The sequence below is a fragment of the Pseudomonas syringae KCTC 12500 genome (assembly GCF_000507185.2).
GTDB lineage: Bacteria > Pseudomonadota > Gammaproteobacteria > Pseudomonadales > Pseudomonadaceae > Aquipseudomonas > Aquipseudomonas syringae.
In genome coordinates this window covers 1,987,200-2,003,490 of sequence record NZ_AYTM02000002.1, presented here as the reverse complement: position 1 = coordinate 2,003,490, position 16,291 = coordinate 1,987,200, and the positions used below count along the sequence as shown (strand labels likewise).

Annotated in this window: 11 protein-coding genes; 4 read left to right on the top strand and 7 right to left on the bottom strand. The window is 60.8% G+C overall.

The features are described from left to right. Positions 1–23: 23 nt before the first annotated feature. The 4 genes from V476_RS09290 to V476_RS09275 form a co-directional block, all read right to left on the bottom strand. Positions 24–2,915, bottom strand: a complete 2,892-nt coding sequence (locus V476_RS09290; protein ID WP_051128932.1) for a type VI secretion system Vgr family protein — start codon at positions 2,913–2,915, stop codon at positions 24–26. Between the two features lie 435 nt (positions 2,916–3,350). Continuing rightward, entirely contained in the window at positions 3,351–6,503 is a 3,153-nt protein-coding gene (locus V476_RS09285) for a CusA/CzcA family heavy metal efflux RND transporter (RefSeq protein WP_024961102.1), read from the bottom strand. 24 nt (positions 6,504–6,527) lie between these two features. Further along, positions 6,528–7,781 carry an efflux RND transporter periplasmic adaptor subunit gene (locus V476_RS09280; protein WP_024961103.1) on the bottom strand — a complete coding sequence of 418 codons (1,254 nt, stop codon included), beginning with the start codon at positions 7,779–7,781 and terminating at the stop codon, positions 6,528–6,530. Positions 7,782–7,848: 67 nt separating this feature from the next. Next, on the bottom strand, positions 7,849–9,075 hold the full coding sequence (locus V476_RS09275) for a TolC family protein (protein ID WP_024961104.1): 1,227 nt from the start codon (positions 9,073–9,075) through the stop codon (positions 7,849–7,851). Positions 9,076–9,326: 251 nt separating this feature from the next. On the opposite strand from V476_RS09275, the gene V476_RS09270 reads away from it, so the two are divergent. The 3 genes from V476_RS09270 to V476_RS09260 all read left to right on the top strand — a co-directional run bounded on the left by V476_RS09270 (position 9,327) and on the right by V476_RS09260 (position 11,906). Further along, positions 9,327–10,001, top strand: a complete 675-nt coding sequence (locus V476_RS09270) for a heavy metal response regulator transcription factor (RefSeq protein WP_003420115.1) — start codon at positions 9,327–9,329, stop codon at positions 9,999–10,001. Next, positions 9,998–11,389, top strand: coding sequence for a heavy metal sensor histidine kinase (locus V476_RS09265; protein WP_024961105.1), 1,392 nt, complete (start codon positions 9,998–10,000; stop codon positions 11,387–11,389). The genes V476_RS09270 and V476_RS09265 overlap by 4 nt, the downstream gene beginning before the upstream one ends. A gap of 115 nt (positions 11,390–11,504) precedes the next feature. Beyond that, complete coding sequence (locus V476_RS09260; RefSeq protein ID WP_003316365.1) at positions 11,505–11,906, top strand: MAPEG family protein; 402 nt, start codon at positions 11,505–11,507, stop codon at positions 11,904–11,906. Positions 11,907–11,952: 46 nt separating this feature from the next. Here the strand turns inward: V476_RS09260 and V476_RS09255 are convergent, their stop codons facing one another. Next, a complete protein-coding gene (locus V476_RS09255) occupies positions 11,953–12,369 on the bottom strand; it encodes a DUF1090 domain-containing protein (protein ID WP_003316364.1) in 417 nt (138 codons plus the stop codon). Positions 12,370–12,409: 40 nt separating this feature from the next. Continuing rightward, the gene (gene ligB / locus V476_RS09250) at positions 12,410–14,095 is read right to left on the bottom strand and encodes an NAD-dependent DNA ligase LigB (RefSeq protein ID WP_024961106.1); all 1,686 of its coding nucleotides are present in this window, start codon (positions 14,093–14,095) and stop codon (positions 12,410–12,412) included. A 286-nt stretch (positions 14,096–14,381) separates the two neighbouring features. On the opposite strand from ligB, the gene V476_RS09245 reads away from it, so the two are divergent. Beyond that, positions 14,382–15,002, top strand: coding sequence for a LysE family translocator (locus tag V476_RS09245; protein WP_024961107.1), 621 nt, complete (start codon positions 14,382–14,384; stop codon positions 15,000–15,002). An 81-nt stretch (positions 15,003–15,083) separates the two neighbouring features. On the opposite strand, the gene metK is transcribed toward V476_RS09245, so the two are convergent. Further along, positions 15,084–16,274 (bottom strand): methionine adenosyltransferase, encoded by a 1,191-nt coding sequence (gene metK / locus V476_RS09240; protein WP_003372639.1) that lies wholly within the window; start codon positions 16,272–16,274, stop codon positions 15,084–15,086. Positions 16,275–16,291: the final 17 nt, after the last annotated feature.

Below are 16,291 nucleotides of genomic sequence, written 5' to 3'. Positions count from 1 at the left end.
GAATGGGCTAGTCGTTCCCATGTTCACGTTTCCGATTCTGACTCTGGGTTGTTCAACGAGGTGTACAGGGCGCGGAACTCGCTCTCGGTTCCTGCCCGAGACTTCGCTGAACCCGTTTGACTTCCATGACGATGAAATCCGCTATTGGCGAACTCGGCGTTGCTTTGTTCGCCTGTGTACTGCCCACCGACCGGTATGTCATAACGCATGCCGTTTTCCAATTCGAGGATGTAGGCACTGGTCGTGGGGTGGTGGTCAATGTCTATTGCCCCGGTTTTATCCATGACGCCTTGTTTGACGACTGACACACCGTCACGCAATTTGTAAGGCATGCCCGCCCATGCACTGGAACTTCCGGCGTTGGTTTGCCCTGCATAAAAGGTAAGCGCTTGGGTCACAGAGGACTCGGGCCAGGCAGGGTGGTCGCGATTAAGCTGTGCTGGCCCGCTAAACGTCTTCTTCGCCCCTTTGACATCAATCGTCCCCGGCGCGTGAATCTCGATGTTGCCGTCCTTGATGCGGATGTAGCCACCACCGCTGGTAAGCAATATGCCGTCCTGAGCGGCGATTTCTATTCCGGCAGCGGTCGAGGTGATTTTCACCCCTTGCTGCGCGGTCAGCTCCATCGCATCACTTTGCGCCTGCAACTCGATCTTGCCTTTGGCCACGAACAGTTTGGCTCCAGCATTCTGCGCGAACAGGCTGATGCTTTGCGCAACGCTGGCCAGCAGGGATTTGCCGCTGGCGATGCTGACGTCTTCGCCCGTGCTCAGGGTCAGGTGTTTGCCGCTGTGCAGGTGCGTGCTTTTCGGCGTGGCGGTGGCGATATCGGCAGGGGAGGAGGCGATCAGCAGAGGTTGCTGGTAACCCGGCGTTTTACCGCGTCCGCCGCTGCGGATTGCCCAGGCGGTATCACCGCCGTTGCGTTGCTGCTCGCCGGGGCCTTGGCTTGGGGCGCCGTCGTCACTGCCGTAGGTCACGTCGGCGTCGCTGTTGAGCTGGGTCAGGCTGTCCAAGCCTTCCTGCATGGGCAGGGCATTGTGCTGTTGGGCCGTATCGGACAGGGTCTTGACGCGTTGTTCACTGTTTTTCAGTTGCTGTTGCGCTTCGCTGGCATCGATCTGTGCGCCCTGAGCACCGCTGCGTTTCCAGGTGCTGAGGTACAAACCCTGCTGGGCGCGCAGTGCGCCGTAGGCATCGGTGCGCAATTCAAACCCGGTACCGCGCAGGCCTCCGCGATTGTTGCCGCGCTGGTCGATCAGGTAACCGAGGTTGAGCTGGGTATGCCCGTGGCTGCTGTGGATCTGGGTGCGGACCTGGCCGGTCGAGTCGTCCATCACCCAGTGGTTGAAACCTCCGCCGCCGACTTCCTTGCTCTTGTAGCCGGCCATCAAGCCGCTGGAGTGCCAGGCAGGTTTGTGACCACCGTAAACCTGGCCCATCACCAGTGGCCGGTCGATGTCGTTATCCAGGAAGGTGATGACCACCTCTTCACCGGCACGCGGCACGTGCACACTGCCCCAGTCCGGGCCGCTGCTCGGTTGCATCATGCGCAGCCAGCAGGAACCCAGCTCGCCGTCTTGGGAAAGCCGGTCCCAGTGAAAGCGTACGCATACCCGGTTCAAAGTGTCGGTAAACACCTCATGACCGTTGGGTGTGACCACCACGGCGGTCTGCGGGCCAGGATTATTCGGCTTGAAATGCTCCGACGGGCTGCGGAACGGCACGCTGTGCAACTGGCCTTCGAAGCGGTTGAGGAAGAAGCCGTGGCTGCCGACGCCCAGCGTATCTGCCACACCGGTAAGGGGTGATGGCTCAGGACGAACAGATCTGAACAGCGCCGCCAGACTGCCCGGCACTTCGCGGCGCTCCTCGGCCAGCGGCAGGTTGCTCTCGGCGAACATTTCGACTTCGATCAGCAGGAACTGACGCTCTTCAGCTGCTTTGCGTTCGTACAGCGGATGCTGGGTCAGCTCAAACCAGCGTCCGGCTTCCATCTGCCGCACGCCGCTTTGGCCTTGCACACGACGCGCTTGCGATTCACGCTGCTCGATCTGTACGCGACTCAGCCATTCGCCGCGGTCCTGCTTCTGCCAGCCGTACTGGCCTTGATACTCGTACCGCTCCAGCGCCTGCGGGGCCGAAGCGGCCTGCAAGGCCGGCATCACGGTTTCGCGTGGCTGGCCGTGGGCTAGGTAATCGACACTGCGCCAGTGCAGCTTGCCGCTAAGCAACTGCGAGCCACTGCTCCACTGAGTAATGCCGTCCTGTTTCTCGGTGGCGTTCTGAGTGTGAAACCGAATGCTCTGGGGCGCCAACGCGGGGAGGGTATCGACGGTATCGGTAAAGACGATGCAGTGCTTGTCAGCGGTATGTTCGACGTACCAGAAAAGACCTTCCTGTTCGCACCAGCGCTGCACGAAGTTGGCATCACTTTCATTGAACTGGGTGACGTAGGAGAGCGGGGCGTATTCGCGACGCAGGTCCAGGCGATAATTGCCCTTGGCCTGCTCGTACATCGAGAAAACGGCTTCAAGGATCGCCGGCAGGTTCTTGTCCTGCCAGATGCGGCAGTCGAGGCGGTACTCGAGCAGGCTGAACCAGGGCGCGAAGACCAGTTGCCAGTCATGCAGGCCGCCGTCATTGCCCAGATAGCGCACGCTCTCGACCAGGCCATGACGCTGCGCGGGAGAACCGTCATCGCAGAGGATGGCCAGGCTGACGGGTTGGCCGATGAGTTTTTCAGGATCGTATTCGGTGTCCTGCACCACCACGTCGAGAGTGTAGCGGGGCACGCGCCCGATGCGCTCGACCCCATGCATGCGCAGGGCCTGGAGCTGATGCTCACCCAGCGGCGTGGTGAGTTGCAGCAAGCGTCCGCTCTGGCTGAGAGGGGTGCCAAAGGTCAGGTCCATTGTGTAACTCCTTTACTTGCGCAAACTGTACGTCCTGCTTTTCAAATGGCCATTTCGTGCGGCGAATTGAAAAACACACAACGTTCAGCGTCGATCCTGTTTGCCGCCAATGCGCGAGCAACTGCGCTGTTAGTTGCCGATCCGGGGAGTGAGTTCCCACAGTGGCAGGAAATTCACGATCTTAAGTATCTTCGGCGCAACGCGCGCTGCGCTGGGTGATAAGGCTGCATTTCAACACATTTGGCAACTAGTTAGTAACGTGTTTCATGGTTCGAAATATCATTGCTCAAAGCTGCGGTGTCTACCTGAATCGTTCGCCAGCAAGTGTGCTGCGTTTCTGGAAATGGAGTAAGACTTTGGCTACAGACAGTGCCGACTGCGCTGTGCCAGTTGACGGTAACATCAGCTGGATCAGCGCAATTTTTACTTAAAAACCTATTTCAACGCCTCAACCACCTCCTCATCCTCCCGCCGATGCGCCCACTGATACAACGCCGGCAACACCAGCAACGTCAGCGCTGTCGACGACAGAATTCCGCCAATCACCACCGTCGCCAGCGGTCGCTGCACTTCGGCGCCAGTCCCGGTGGCGAGGGCCATGGGGATGAAGCCCAGCGATGCGACCAGTGCAGTCATCAGCACCGGGCGCAGGCGGGTGAGGGCGCCTTCGTTGATGGCGTCGTGCAGCGAGTGGCCTTGTTCGCGCAGGCTGCGGATGAAGGCGATCATCACCAGGCCGTTCAGCACCGCCACACCCGACAGGGCGATGAAGCCCACGCCTGCGGAGATCGACAGGGGAATGTCGCGCAGCCACAGGGCCATGACGCCGCCGGTCAGGGCGAACGGGATGCCGGTGAAGACCAGCAGGCCGTCCTTGAGGTTGTTGAACATCATGAACAGCAGCGCCAGTACCAGCAGCAGCGCCACCGGCACGACGATCTGCAGGCGTTTGGCGGCCGATTGCAGTTGTTCGAATTGCCCGCCCCAACTGGTCCAGTAGCCGGCCGGGATCTGCACGCCGTTGTCGATGGTGGTGCCCGCTTCTTCGACAAACGAGCCGAGATCCCGACCGCGCACGTTGGCGCTGACGATGACCACACGTTTGCCGTTCTCGCGGCTGATCTGGTTCGGCCCGAGTACCAGGTCGAGGCTGGCGACCTGGGACAGGGCGATGAAGCTGATCTGCTGATTGCCAGCGCTTGCAGGCACCGGAATGAGCAGGCTGGAGAGCCCGTCCACATCGGTTCGCAGTTGCTCGGAGAGGCGCACCACCATGTCGAAGCGGCGGTCGCCCTCATACAGCGTGCCCGCCTGACGACCGCCCAGTGCAATGGCGATGGCGTCCTGTACGTCGGCCACGTTGAGGCCGTAACGCGCGGCCTTGTCGCGGTCTATGTTGATGGTCAGCACCGGCAGCCCGGTGGTCTGCTCGACTTTGACTTCCGAGGCGCCCGGCACTTTTTGCAGGGTGGCGGCGATTTTTGCTGCGGTCTGGTTCAGCACGTTCATGTCGTCGCCGAAGACCTTTACTGCCACATCGCTACGCACCCCCGAAACCAGTTCGTTGAAGCGCAACTGGATCGGCTGGGACAGTTCGTAGTTGCTGCCCGGCACACTGGCGGCGGCTTTTTGCAGGTCGGCGATCAGTGTTTCACGGGACTTGTCCGGGTCAGGCCATTCGCTTTGCGGTTTGAGCATCACGTAGCTGTCGGAGATGTTGGGCGGCATCGGGTCGGCGGCGATCTCGGCGGTGCCGGTGCGGGCGAACACGCGCTGCACTTCCGGGACTTTTTCGATGATGGCTTTTTCCAGACGCTGCTGCATGTCCACCGACTGGGTCAGGCTGGTGCCCGGTACCCGCAGCGCCTGCAGGGCGAAGTCGCCTTCGCTCAGGCTGGGGATGAACTCGCTGCCCATGCGGCTGGCGGTGAAGCCGGACAGCACGATCAGCACCAAGGCCATGCCGAACGCTATCGAGCGATGGCCCAGTACCCAGCTCAGGATCGGCGCGTAGCGCTGGTGGGCGGTGCGCATCACCAAGCCTTCTTCTTCCTTGACCTTGCCGGTGACGAACATGGCGATGGCGGCAGGCACGAAGGTCACCGAAAGAATCATGGCGCCGAGCAGGGCGATGACCACGGTGAAGGCCATGGGGTGGAACATTTTGCCTTCCACACCGGTGAGGGCGAAGATCGGCAGGTACACGACCATGATGATCAGCTGACCAAAGATCAGCGGCCGACGCGCTTCTCTGGCGGCAGCGAAGACCTCGTGGAAACGCTCGCTGCGGGTCAGCATGCGGCCATGCTTTTGCTGGGCATGCGCCAGCCTGCGAATGGCGTTTTCGACGATCACCACCGCGCCATCGACAATGATGCCGAAGTCCAGCGCGCCCAGGCTCATCAGGTTGGCGCTGACCTTGTTGGTGAACATGCCGGTGAAGGTGAACAGCATGGCCAGCGGAATCACCATGGCGGTGATCAGCGCAGCACGGATGTTGCCGAGGAACAGAAACAGAATCACGATGACCAGAATCGCGCCTTCGATCAGGTTCTTCTTGACCGTTGCGATGGCTTTTTCCACCAGTGTGGTGCGGTCATAAACCGTTACGGCTTCCACACCTGCAGGCAGTGTGCGGTTGATCTCGGCGAGTTTGGCGGCCACCGCCTGCGAGACGGTCCGGCTGTTTTCACCGATCAGCATGAACACCGTGCCGAGCACCACTTCACGGCCATTTTCGGTGGCTGCGCCGGAGCGCATTTCCTTGCCGATACCGACCTCGGCCACGCTGCTGATTCTGATCGGCGTGCCCTGCACATTGGCGATGACGATGTTGGCGATGTCGTCCACCGTGCCCAACTGACCCGGTGCGCGAATCAGTAACTGCTCGCCGCCGCGTTCTATATAGCCTGCGCCGACGTTGGCGTTGTTGCGCTCCAGCGCTGCCACCAGATCGTTCAGCGTCAGCTTGTAGGCGGCCAGTTTTTTCGGATCAGGCGCAATCTGGTACTGCCTGGCGAAACCGCCGATGGTGTTGATCTCGGCCACACCTGGCACATTGCGCAGTTGCGGCTTGATGATCCAGTCCTGAATCACCCGCAGGTCGGTCGGCGTGTACGGCGTGCCGTCTTCTTTCAGCGCGCCCTCGCGGGCCTCGACTGTCCACAGGAAGATCTCGCCAAGGCCGGTGGAGATCGGCCCCATCATCGCATCGACGCCTTCCGGCAACTGGTCCTTGGCGATCTGCAGGCGCTCGTTTACCAGTTGGCGGGCGAAGAACAGGTCGGTGCCGTCCTCGAAAATCACCGTGACCTGTGACAGGCCCGAACGCGACAGCGAGCGCGTCTGCTGCAAACCGGGCAGCCCCGCCATGTTGGTCTCGATAGCGAAGGTGATGCGCTGCTCGGTTTCCAGCGGCGAGAAGCCGGGTGCGGACGTGTTGATCTGCACCTGTACGTTGGTGATGTCGGGGACCGCATCGATGGGCAGCTTCTGGTAACTGGCGATGCCCAGCCCAGCCATCAGCAGCACAGCAAGCATCACGACGATGCGCTGTTCAATCGCGAATTGAATCAACCGTTCAAACATGTGGGTGTACTCGTGGGACGCAGATCAATGGGCGTGCTCGGCGGAGCCTTTGCCCAGCTCCGACTTGAGGATGAAACTGCCGGCGGTGGCCACTTGTGTGCCGGCCGCCAGGCCCTTGACGATTTCCACGTGGCCACCATCGCGGCGGCCAAGTGTCACCGGCGTCAGTTGAAAACCTTCAGCGTTGCGCACGAAGACCGAGGGCTTGTCCTCGACCGACTGGATCGCCGATTCGGGAAGGCTGACCGCCACACTGGACTGCTCGGCGGCGACTTCCACCGAAACGAACAGGCCGGGACGCCACGCGCCCTGCGGGTTGGCCAGCGTCACGCGCACGGCCGCAGCGCGGGTCTGCTCGCCCAGCAGGCTGCCGACGTAGCCGACTCGTCCTTCGACCCGGGCATTCAGGTCGGGCGCACTGACGATGACCGGACGACCGACCACCACCTTGTCCAGATCCCTGGGCGCCACGCCGAAGGTGGCCCAGACACGCGACAGGTCGGACAGCGTGAAGGCGTTGCTCGCCTCGCTGACCATCTCGCCGATGCCCAGGTGCTTTTCAACGACCACGGCATCAAACGGTGCGATCAGCTCGTAGCGGCTTCCCGCTGAAGGGTGGGTGCTGGCACCGATGGCGCTGATCTTCTGCCGCGCGTTGGCCAGGTTGATGTCGGCCTCCTGAAAGTCCTGACGCGCTTGCAAGTAATCCTGCTCGGCCGAGATTTTGTCTTCCCAGAGTTTCTTTTCGCGTTGCAAGGTCAGGCGCGCCAGTTCCTGACGTCGCTGTGCAGCGTTCAATTCGCTGCGTTGATCGGAAATCTGCTGGCTGGCAATCACTGCCAGCACCTGGCCCTTTTTCACCGACTGACCCAGATCGACCTTCACCGCTTCGACCACGCCGCTGACCCGCGGCACGACATGCGCAGTGCGGTCTTCATCGAAGCGGATTTCACCGGGGAAGGTCACGGTCGTGCTCATCTGCCGGGGTTCGGCGCTGGCCAGCTCGATGCCTGCTGCCTTGATCTGCTCGGCAGTCAGCTCGATGTGTCCCTCTTCCTCTTCGTGAGAAGCTTCCGAGGCTGCGGTGTCCGGTTTTTTCGCCTCGTCGGCTTGGCCTGGCTCTTCAGCATGGCCCTGCCCGGATTCATGCGCGTGCTCATCGGCTGACGGTTCTGGTCCTGCTGCGAACGGCAGCATCTGCGGGTTCAGGGTCAGACTGCCCAGACCAATGATGACCACCACCGCCAGCGCGATGGCAATGCTTCGTTTGTTGTTCATGAAGGCTCCCGGCGATCAGGTGCATGCAGCACTTTTGGATACGCTCGATACAGGCGGAAAAGGAAAGTCAGGGGTTGAGGATGAAGCGGTTGAGATCACCGTGGATACGCTCGATGGCGACTCTGGCGTCGGTGGCGGTGGCCAGCGATTCGAGGTACTGGCTGCGCGCCGAGATCAGCGTTCGTTGCGCGTCCAGCACTTCGAGAAAGCCGAACTTGCCCATCTCGAAACCGCGCGTTGCCGTGTCGACGGCACGTTGCGCGGCGGGCAGGATCACGCGGTCGAAGGACTCGACTTCCTGCGCGGCGGTTTTCCATTGATCGAGGGCGGACTGCGTCTGGGTGCGCAGCCTCAGTTCGACGGCGTTGCGCAGGTCACGCGACTGGTCGGCACGGCGTGATGCCGCGAGCACGTTGCCTTGATTGCGGTCGAACAGCGGCAGTGGCATCGACAGGCCCACGACGTTGACTCGCTCGCGCTCTTCGCGGCTGTACTGGCTGCCGACGCTGACGGTCAGGTCCGGGATGCGCTTGGCGCGCTCCGACCCCAGCGCGGCTTCGCGCTGCTCGATCTGGGTCTGCGCCAGGCGCAGCTCGGCGGACTGATTGAGGGCGGTCAGTAGCTTTGCGCTCGGTGGCAGCTTGCCTGGCGACAGGTCGTTGTAGTCCAGACGTTCGAAAGAGGCGACCGGCGAACCGGTGGTGCGCGCCAGCTCGCGGTTGCTGTTGATTTTCAGGGTCTCGGCGCGGCGTACCAGCAGGTCGGTTTCAGCCAACTGCACTTGGGCGCGTGTGGCTTCCACCGGCGATACCTTACCCGCCCGGACTCGCCCTTCGGCAACCTCAAGGCCGCGCTCGGCCAGTGTTCTGGATTGGCGCGCCAGCTCCAGACCCGCCTGTGCCCGCGCCGCTGCGTAGAATGCCTGAACCACTTCGGCACGCAGCTCGTTGCCGCGACGCTCCAGCTCCAGACGCGCAGCGTCCTGACCCTTGCTGGCGGCCTCGATCCGCGCCCCGCGTTTGCCGCCCAGTTCCAGGGCCTGGCTGAGCATCACGGTGGTGGTGCTGGTCTCGCGGCGGGTGTCTTCCACTTCCCATGACGCTGTCGGGTTGGGGATCAGCCCGGCCTGCTGGCGATCGCCTTCGGCGACGCCTATCTCCCACTGGGCTGCGGCCAGTTCCGGGTTACGGGCGAAGGCTGCCTCCAGTGCCTTAGCCAGGCTGATGCCCTGGGCTGCGGCAATGCCAGGGGCAACAAACGGTAACAACACCAGGCAAAGTGCGGCGACTCTCATAGCGCAATCCCTGCCAATCGATCTGTACGCTGAGCGCGCACGTTATTCTCCAGTCGCATGACTCACCCCATCGAAAGCAAAAAACAAACAGGCACCAGGGCGCTGAAGTTGGCTGAGGGGACTGTATGCAACCGGAGTTATCAGAGGGATTGCTGCAAAATTACGATTTTGTTATCCAGCGGGATGGGCGTTTCTTTTCAGTACACTGCACGGCATCGTCATCCACCGTTCATCAAACAGGAAGCCTGGTTATGCGAATCCTTGTCGTCGAGGACGAGCCGAAAACTGCCGAATACATGCATCAGGGTCTGACCGAAAGCGGCTATATCGTCGATATCGCGGCAACTGGTCTCGATGGGCTCTATCTCGCGCAGCATCAGGCTTACGATGTGGTGATTCTGGACGTGAACCTGCCGGAGATGGACGGCTGGGAGGTGTTGAGCCGCCTGAGGAAGACCGTCAGTACGCGCATCATGATGGTCACTGCACGCGGGCGTCTCGAAGAGAAGGTCAAGGGCCTGGAAATGGGCGCCGATGACTATCTGGTCAAGCCGTTCGAGTTTCCCGAATTGCTGGCTCGGGTCCGCACGCTGATGCGCCGCAGCGAGCAGACCAGCACTTCCAAGGTGTTGCAGGTCGGCGATCTTGAGCTGGATCAGGGGCGCCACAGAGCGTTTCGCGGCAGCCAGCGCATCGACCTGACGACCAAGGAATTCGCGCTGTTGCACCTGTTGATGCGGCACAGCGGCGAAGTCATGTCGCGCACCCAGATCATCTCTCTGGTCTGGGACATGAACTTCGATTGCGACACCAATGTGGTGGAGGTGTCGATCCGCCGTCTGCGCGCGAAGATCGACGATCCGTTCGAGACCAAGCTGATTCACACGCTGCGTGGCGTCGGTTACGTACTGGAAGTGCGTGAATGAAGCTGACCCGTCTCTCGACACGTCTCGGATTGACGGTCGCGGCGCTCATCGGGTGCCTGGTGCTGATGATGGAAATGCTTGCCTATGCAGCCATTTCCCGTCAGCTCGATATACGTGCCGAAGACGCGTTGAACGAGAAGTTCAGGCAGATCGAACACAGCATGAGCGAGGGTTTTTTGGGGGTCGTCGACATCGTCCAGTACCCCCACACGCTGCGTGACCAGATCGTCGGGCATGACAGCTTCTCGCTGACCATTTTCGACGTGGGCAACCCTCGGCAAGAGTTGATGAGCGTCGGTAGCCAAGAGGGACGAAGTCTGCCGGTTCCTGATATCGATGCGCTGCCGCAAGGCTTTCAGGAACTGAAATCCGAGCAGGGCCACAAGATTCTGCTGGGTTACAGGACCGTACGCCTCAAGACCGGTCAGGACGTGCTGGTCAGGCTGTCCATGGACAGGGAAAGCGACACCGTGCTGCTGCACGCTTACGTCAGATCGACGTGTTTGGCCTTGCCGGTGATTCTGCTGCTGGTCGGCTTTGGCGTCTGGTGGGTGGTGCGTCGCGGGCTCAGGCCGCTGGGGGCGTTCAGGAAAGTCACTGCGCTAATCTCGGCCCGCGACCTGTCTCATCGCATGAAAGTGAAGGGCCTGCCTGACGAGTTGCGCGACCTGGCACATGCGGTCAACTTCATGTTGCACAGGCTGGACGGTGATGTGCAGCAACTGGCGCAGTTCTCGGACGACCTTGCGCATGAGCTGCGCTCGCCGATGAACAACCTGATGGGCAGGGCGCAGGTCACGCTGTCCAGACCGCGCCCGTCGGAGGAGTACAAGCAGGCACTCGAATCCTGCACCGAAGAGCTGGAGCGCATGTCGCGCATGATCAGTCAGATGCTGTTTCTGGCCAGCGTCAGCCAGCCCGCAGCGCCCTTGCCGGTCGAGGTCATCGATCTTCGTGAGGAGGCAGACAAGGTCGCCGAACTGTTTTCCTCCTCGGCGGAGGATCGCGACATCACCTTGCAGGTTCAAGGGCACGCCAGGGCGACCGGGGACCGGCTGATGATTCAGCGAGCGATTTCCAATCTGCTGTCCAACGCCATTCGTCACGGTCTGTCGGGCAGCGTCATTACCCTCACGCTTGCCACGCATGAGGATGAAGTGTCACTGGCAGTGCGCAATGCGGGGGATGGCATCGATGCCGAGCACTTGCCGCGCCTGTTCGATCGTTTCTATCGGGTGCATGTCAGCCGAGCGCGACAGCAGGGCGGGACCGGGCTCGGGCTGGCGATCGTGCGTTCCATCATGAGCCTGCACGAAGGGCAGGTTACGGTGCAGAGCGAGCCAGGCCAATTCACCACGTTCAGCCTGATCTTTCCTAAACTGGTGTAATGCGTCAGGTTGGTGGTCGTTCTTCAAGAACCTTTCGCTGACCCCCGGCTCATAGCTTGTGAGCGGGTATTGCCCGGATGCTTCCGATGAAGCTGAACCCTATAAGGATGGACGTATGACAGTTGCTTTCTGGTGCGTGCTGGTCGCAATCCTGCTGCCGATTATCTGTGCCGGTATCGCCAAGTTCGGCAGCGGCAAATTTGGCAGCGGGCATAACCATGACCCGCGTGCCTTTCTCGACAAACTGGAAGGGTTTCCGCGCCGCGCGCATGCTGCCCAGATGAACAGCTTTGAAGTGACCCCGGCGTTTGCTGCGGCGGTGATCATTGCGCACATTGCCGGTAACGCGCAGTTGGTGACGATTGATGTGCTGGCGGTGTTGTTTATCACCAGCCGCCTGCTGTACATCATTTTCTACCTGGCCGATCTGGCCGCACTGCGCTCGCTTGTCTGGCTGGTGGGCATGGGCCTGATCATCGCGCTGTTCGGGGTGTCGGCTTTCCCAGCCGTGTCCTGACAGTCTGTTCGCGACGCTGCCGATCATGGGCAGCGTCGCGACCTGATCAATCGTCTGACTGGACTTTCTCGAGTTCGGTCTGGGCTTCCTGCAATTCCTTGCGCGAATCGGCGAGCTTGTCCTTACGCTTGTTGATCTTCTCCGGATCGCCCTTTTCCATGGCCTTGTTCAGGTCGGTCTGACGGCGGCTGACTTCCTGCTTGGCGTCGAGCACTTTCTGCTTGCGCTGTTTGATCAATGACGTTTCGGTGCAGTTGGCATTGACCTCGGCCAGTGCCTTTTCAAGGTCGGACTGTTCCGCCTTGTTACCCTCGGTCTTGGCATACTGAATCTTGCTGCTGATTTCCTGGCTTTTGATCTGGCATTCGGACTGCACGGGGGAGGGCGCCTGTGCGTCTGCGAACACGGTTGTAGCGAGCAGCGTGCAGCTGGTGAAAAGAATCAGTGGCGATAAAAACTGCATATGAACTCCGTTTGAATACGGACAGAAAAATGAACGTCCGCTACTTAAAACCTGAAATGCTCTGTGCCTGCAATTGCTGGCTCAGTGCCTGTACCTGTGGGTCCTGAAAAAAAGCCCTCAGTCTGGCCGCACGACCAGGACCAATGCCGGGCTCTGCTTGCCATTGCTCAACGCTACGGTCAGCCAGTTCGTGCCAGTTGTCGGGCAGTCTGGCGCCTCCCGTGGGCGGCAGTCCGATGGCCTTGAGCCATGTCTGAAACGGCCGTTCGCGTGCGGTTTGCAGGCTGTCGAGCAGTTTAGCGCTACTGCGTTCAGCGAAGCCGGGAATGTTAACAAGCTCAGCATGATTCAGGGTCATCCAATCGAGTAAGCCCATTATTTGGCCGTTCTCGATAAGCGTGTTCCAGGTCCCCGGACCAACGCCGGGCAACGCCAGGCCTTTCTTGCCGCTGAGCCATGCCAGTCTGGCGCGGAACTGGCTTTCACAGCCTGGTGTGGCTTGCCAGCAGCTCAGTTCATGAAAGTCGTCGGCTCGTGGAATGATCATGTCAGCTCGTTCAGCAGCACGGGACACCACGCCATCGAGTCGTGGAATCGTCAGCCCGGCCAGGCTCACGGCGACCTGATCGCCAGGCCTGATATCCAGTGTTTGCCAGCGCTGCAGCGAGCCCGTGCTGATGCGGCTGACGGTACGATCATCGAGACGTACCGGGGTCAGCTCCAGCACCGGCGTAATCCTGCCACTGCGGCCGATCTTGAAGTTGACCTTGCGCACCTCGGCCAGCGCCTGGGCGTAGGGATGTTTCCAGGCGGCAATCCAGTAAGGCGCACTGGCTTGCCAGCGTTGCGCGGGTGGGCGTTGACCCTGGCGCATGATCACGCCATCCGTGGCGAACGGCAGGGGATTGCGATACCAATGCTCGCGCCATCGTGCGGCCTGGCCGTAGTTTTGCAGTGGATGCGTATAGGCCGCGCTGTCCTCAAAACCCATGGCTTGCAGGCCTGCGAGACGTTGCGCCATATCGGCCGGCCCGTTCGGCCAGTCCCAGACGAACAGCCCGATGGCGTCGGCCTGCTGCGGGCTGATCGTCTGCCGCGCCAGTAATCCTGCGACCTTGCTGCGCGCGTTGACGCTGCCGGACGCGGCCTGAATGTGGTCGTCCAGCCGCCAGTACAGCTCGCCTTGCAGTACTGGGGATTCAGCCTGGGGCAGTTGTTGAGGAATGGTTTTGATCAGTCGCGCCTGCGAGGTCCAGTCCTGCCCCTTGCGCCCGTCACCACGACTGATCGCCTGCACAAGCTGGCCTTGTTCGTAGATCAGCGTGACGGCTACGCCATCGACCTTGGGTTGAATCCACAGATCGTTGCGGCCCTTGAGCCAGTCCTTGACGCTGCCTTCGTCGGCCAGCTTGTTGACCCCCGTGTGCGGAACGGGATGAGGCAATGGGCCAACTGCTGTCTTTAGCGGATCGGACTCTGGGGTGGAAACGGCAAAGCACGAGCGCCACAGGCTCAGCTTCTGCCGCGCCTGATCGTAGAGCTCATCCGGGATTTGCGAAATGCCCTGCCGGTGGTAGCTGTCATCCCACGCGGCAATCTGCTGTTGCAACGCGGTGATTTCGCTGCGCGCCTTGGCGGCAGACCAGTCAGGGCATTGGCTGGCATGGCCGAGGCCGGGCAGAAGAAACACAAGAGCACACGTCATCAGGCGAAAGGTTGGCAGCATCGAAGCATCCTTGCTTTAGGAATGGGCCCGATGAGGCTAGTCGTTGTCGCGTGGTGATGGGGTAGGGCTTGGTTACCGGGTTTTGCCATTGCGCAGGGCGGTATGTCTACGCAGAGTGATCAGTGGCTGCACTGGCCTCTTCGTGAGCAAGCTCACTCCCACAAAGGCTAGGTACGCATGACTCTTGCCAACACAGCCCGGCCGCATTTCACGGCGCAGCTGTGTCTTGACCATTCATTAAAAAAAGCCAGACTGAGTAGCTGATTCAACTCAGGGACTGGAGCCAATGGACATCTCGACTCTCGCTGTATTCATTCCGGCCTGCTTTGCGCTGAACATGGCGCCCGGTCCGAACAATCTTCTGTCGATCAGTAATGCTACGCGCTATGGCTTCACCAGCTCATGCGTCGGCGGGGCGGGGCGCTTGCTGGCGTTTGTCATCATGATCGCCTTGGCCGGCGCAGGACTGACTGCTGTGTTGCACACGTCCGAATGGTTGTTTCATGTGATCAAGGTCGTCGGCGCGGCGTATCTGTTTTATCTCGCGGTGCAGCTATGGCGCGCCGACCCGGCTATACAGAACCAGGCAGAGGTTGCACCAGCCAACGCTGGCAGCCTTGCGCGTCAAGAGTTTCTAGTGGCTATTGGCAATCCGAAAGCGATCCTGCTGTTTACGGCTTTTCTTCCGCAGTTTGTGGATCACCAAAGTGATGTGTCAGGTCAGTTCGCGGTGCTAGGTGGTCTGTTTCTGGTACTGGAGTGCGTAGCGATCGCGTTGTACGCCGCGATGGGGATCCATGCTCGTCGCCTGTTGGCCAAACCCAGTGGCAAGCGGTTGTTCAACAGGGTGTGCGCAGGGTTGTTGGCGGGCGCTGCATCGGTACTGCTGGTGTCGCGGCGGGCTTGAAGTGTGACCGCAGAATGACTGCCGAGCAGACGAAAAAAAGCCCCGAAACGACCAGGTCGTCCGGGGCTTTTTTCTGGGTTTTTACAGGCCGGCAGCTGCGCGCAGGGCGTCGGCGCGGTCGGTTTTTTCCCAGGTAAAGGCGGTGAAGGTGTCATCGCCAACGGTCATTTCGACCGGGATACGACCGAAGTGGCCGTAGGCTGCAGTGGCCTGGTACATCGGGTGCAGCAGGTCGAGCATGGTGGTGATTGCGTACGGACGCAGGTCGAAGTTGTCGCGGACCAGCTTGATGATCTTGTCATCAGACAGCTTGCCGGTGCCGAACGTGTTCAGCGAGATCGAAGTCGGTTGAGCGACGCCGATGGCGTAGGACACCTGGATTTCGCAACGCTCGGCCAGGCCGGCAGCGACGATGTTCTTGGCGACGTAACGACCGGCGTAGGCGGCCGAACGGTCAACTTTCGATGGGTCCTTGCCGGAGAATGCCCCGCCACCGTGACGGGCCATGCCGCCGTAGGTGTCGACGATGATCTTGCGGCCGGTCAGACCGCAGTCGCCTACCGGGCCACCGATGATGAAGTTGCCGGTCGGGTTGATGTGGAACTGGGTGTCCTTGTGCAGCAGGTGCGCAGGGATGACGTGCTTGACGATCAGCTCCATCACGCCTTCGCGCAGGTCCTTGTACGACACATCCGGGTTGTGCTGGGTCGACAGGACGATGGCGTCGACGCCGACCACCTTGCCGTTTTCGTAACGGCAGGTAACCTGGGATTTGGCATCCGGGCGCAGCCACGGCAGCAGGCCGGATTTACGCGCTTCGGCCTGACGCTGCACCAACTGGTGGGAGAAGGTGATCGGCGCTGGCATCAGCACGTCGGTCTCGTTACTGGCATAGCCGAACATCAGGCCCTGGTCGCCAGCGCCCTGATCTTCAGGTTTGCTGCGGTCAACGCCCTGGGCGATGTCTACCGACTGCTTGCCGATGATGTTCATCACGCCGCAGGTGGCGCCGTCGAAACCGACGTCGGAGCTGTTGTAGCCGATGTCGAGGATGACGTTACGCACGATGTCTTCCAGATCGACCCAGGCCGAAGTCGACACTTCGCCAGCGATGATCGCCACACCGGTCTTGACCAGTGTTTCGCACGCTACACGTGCGTATTTGTCTTCAGCGATGATGGCGTCCAGAACCGCGTCGGAAATCTGGTCGGCGATCTTGTCCGGATGCCCTTCGGACACGGACTCGGAGGTGAAAAGTGAGTATTCGCTCATCTCTACGGGTTTCCTTC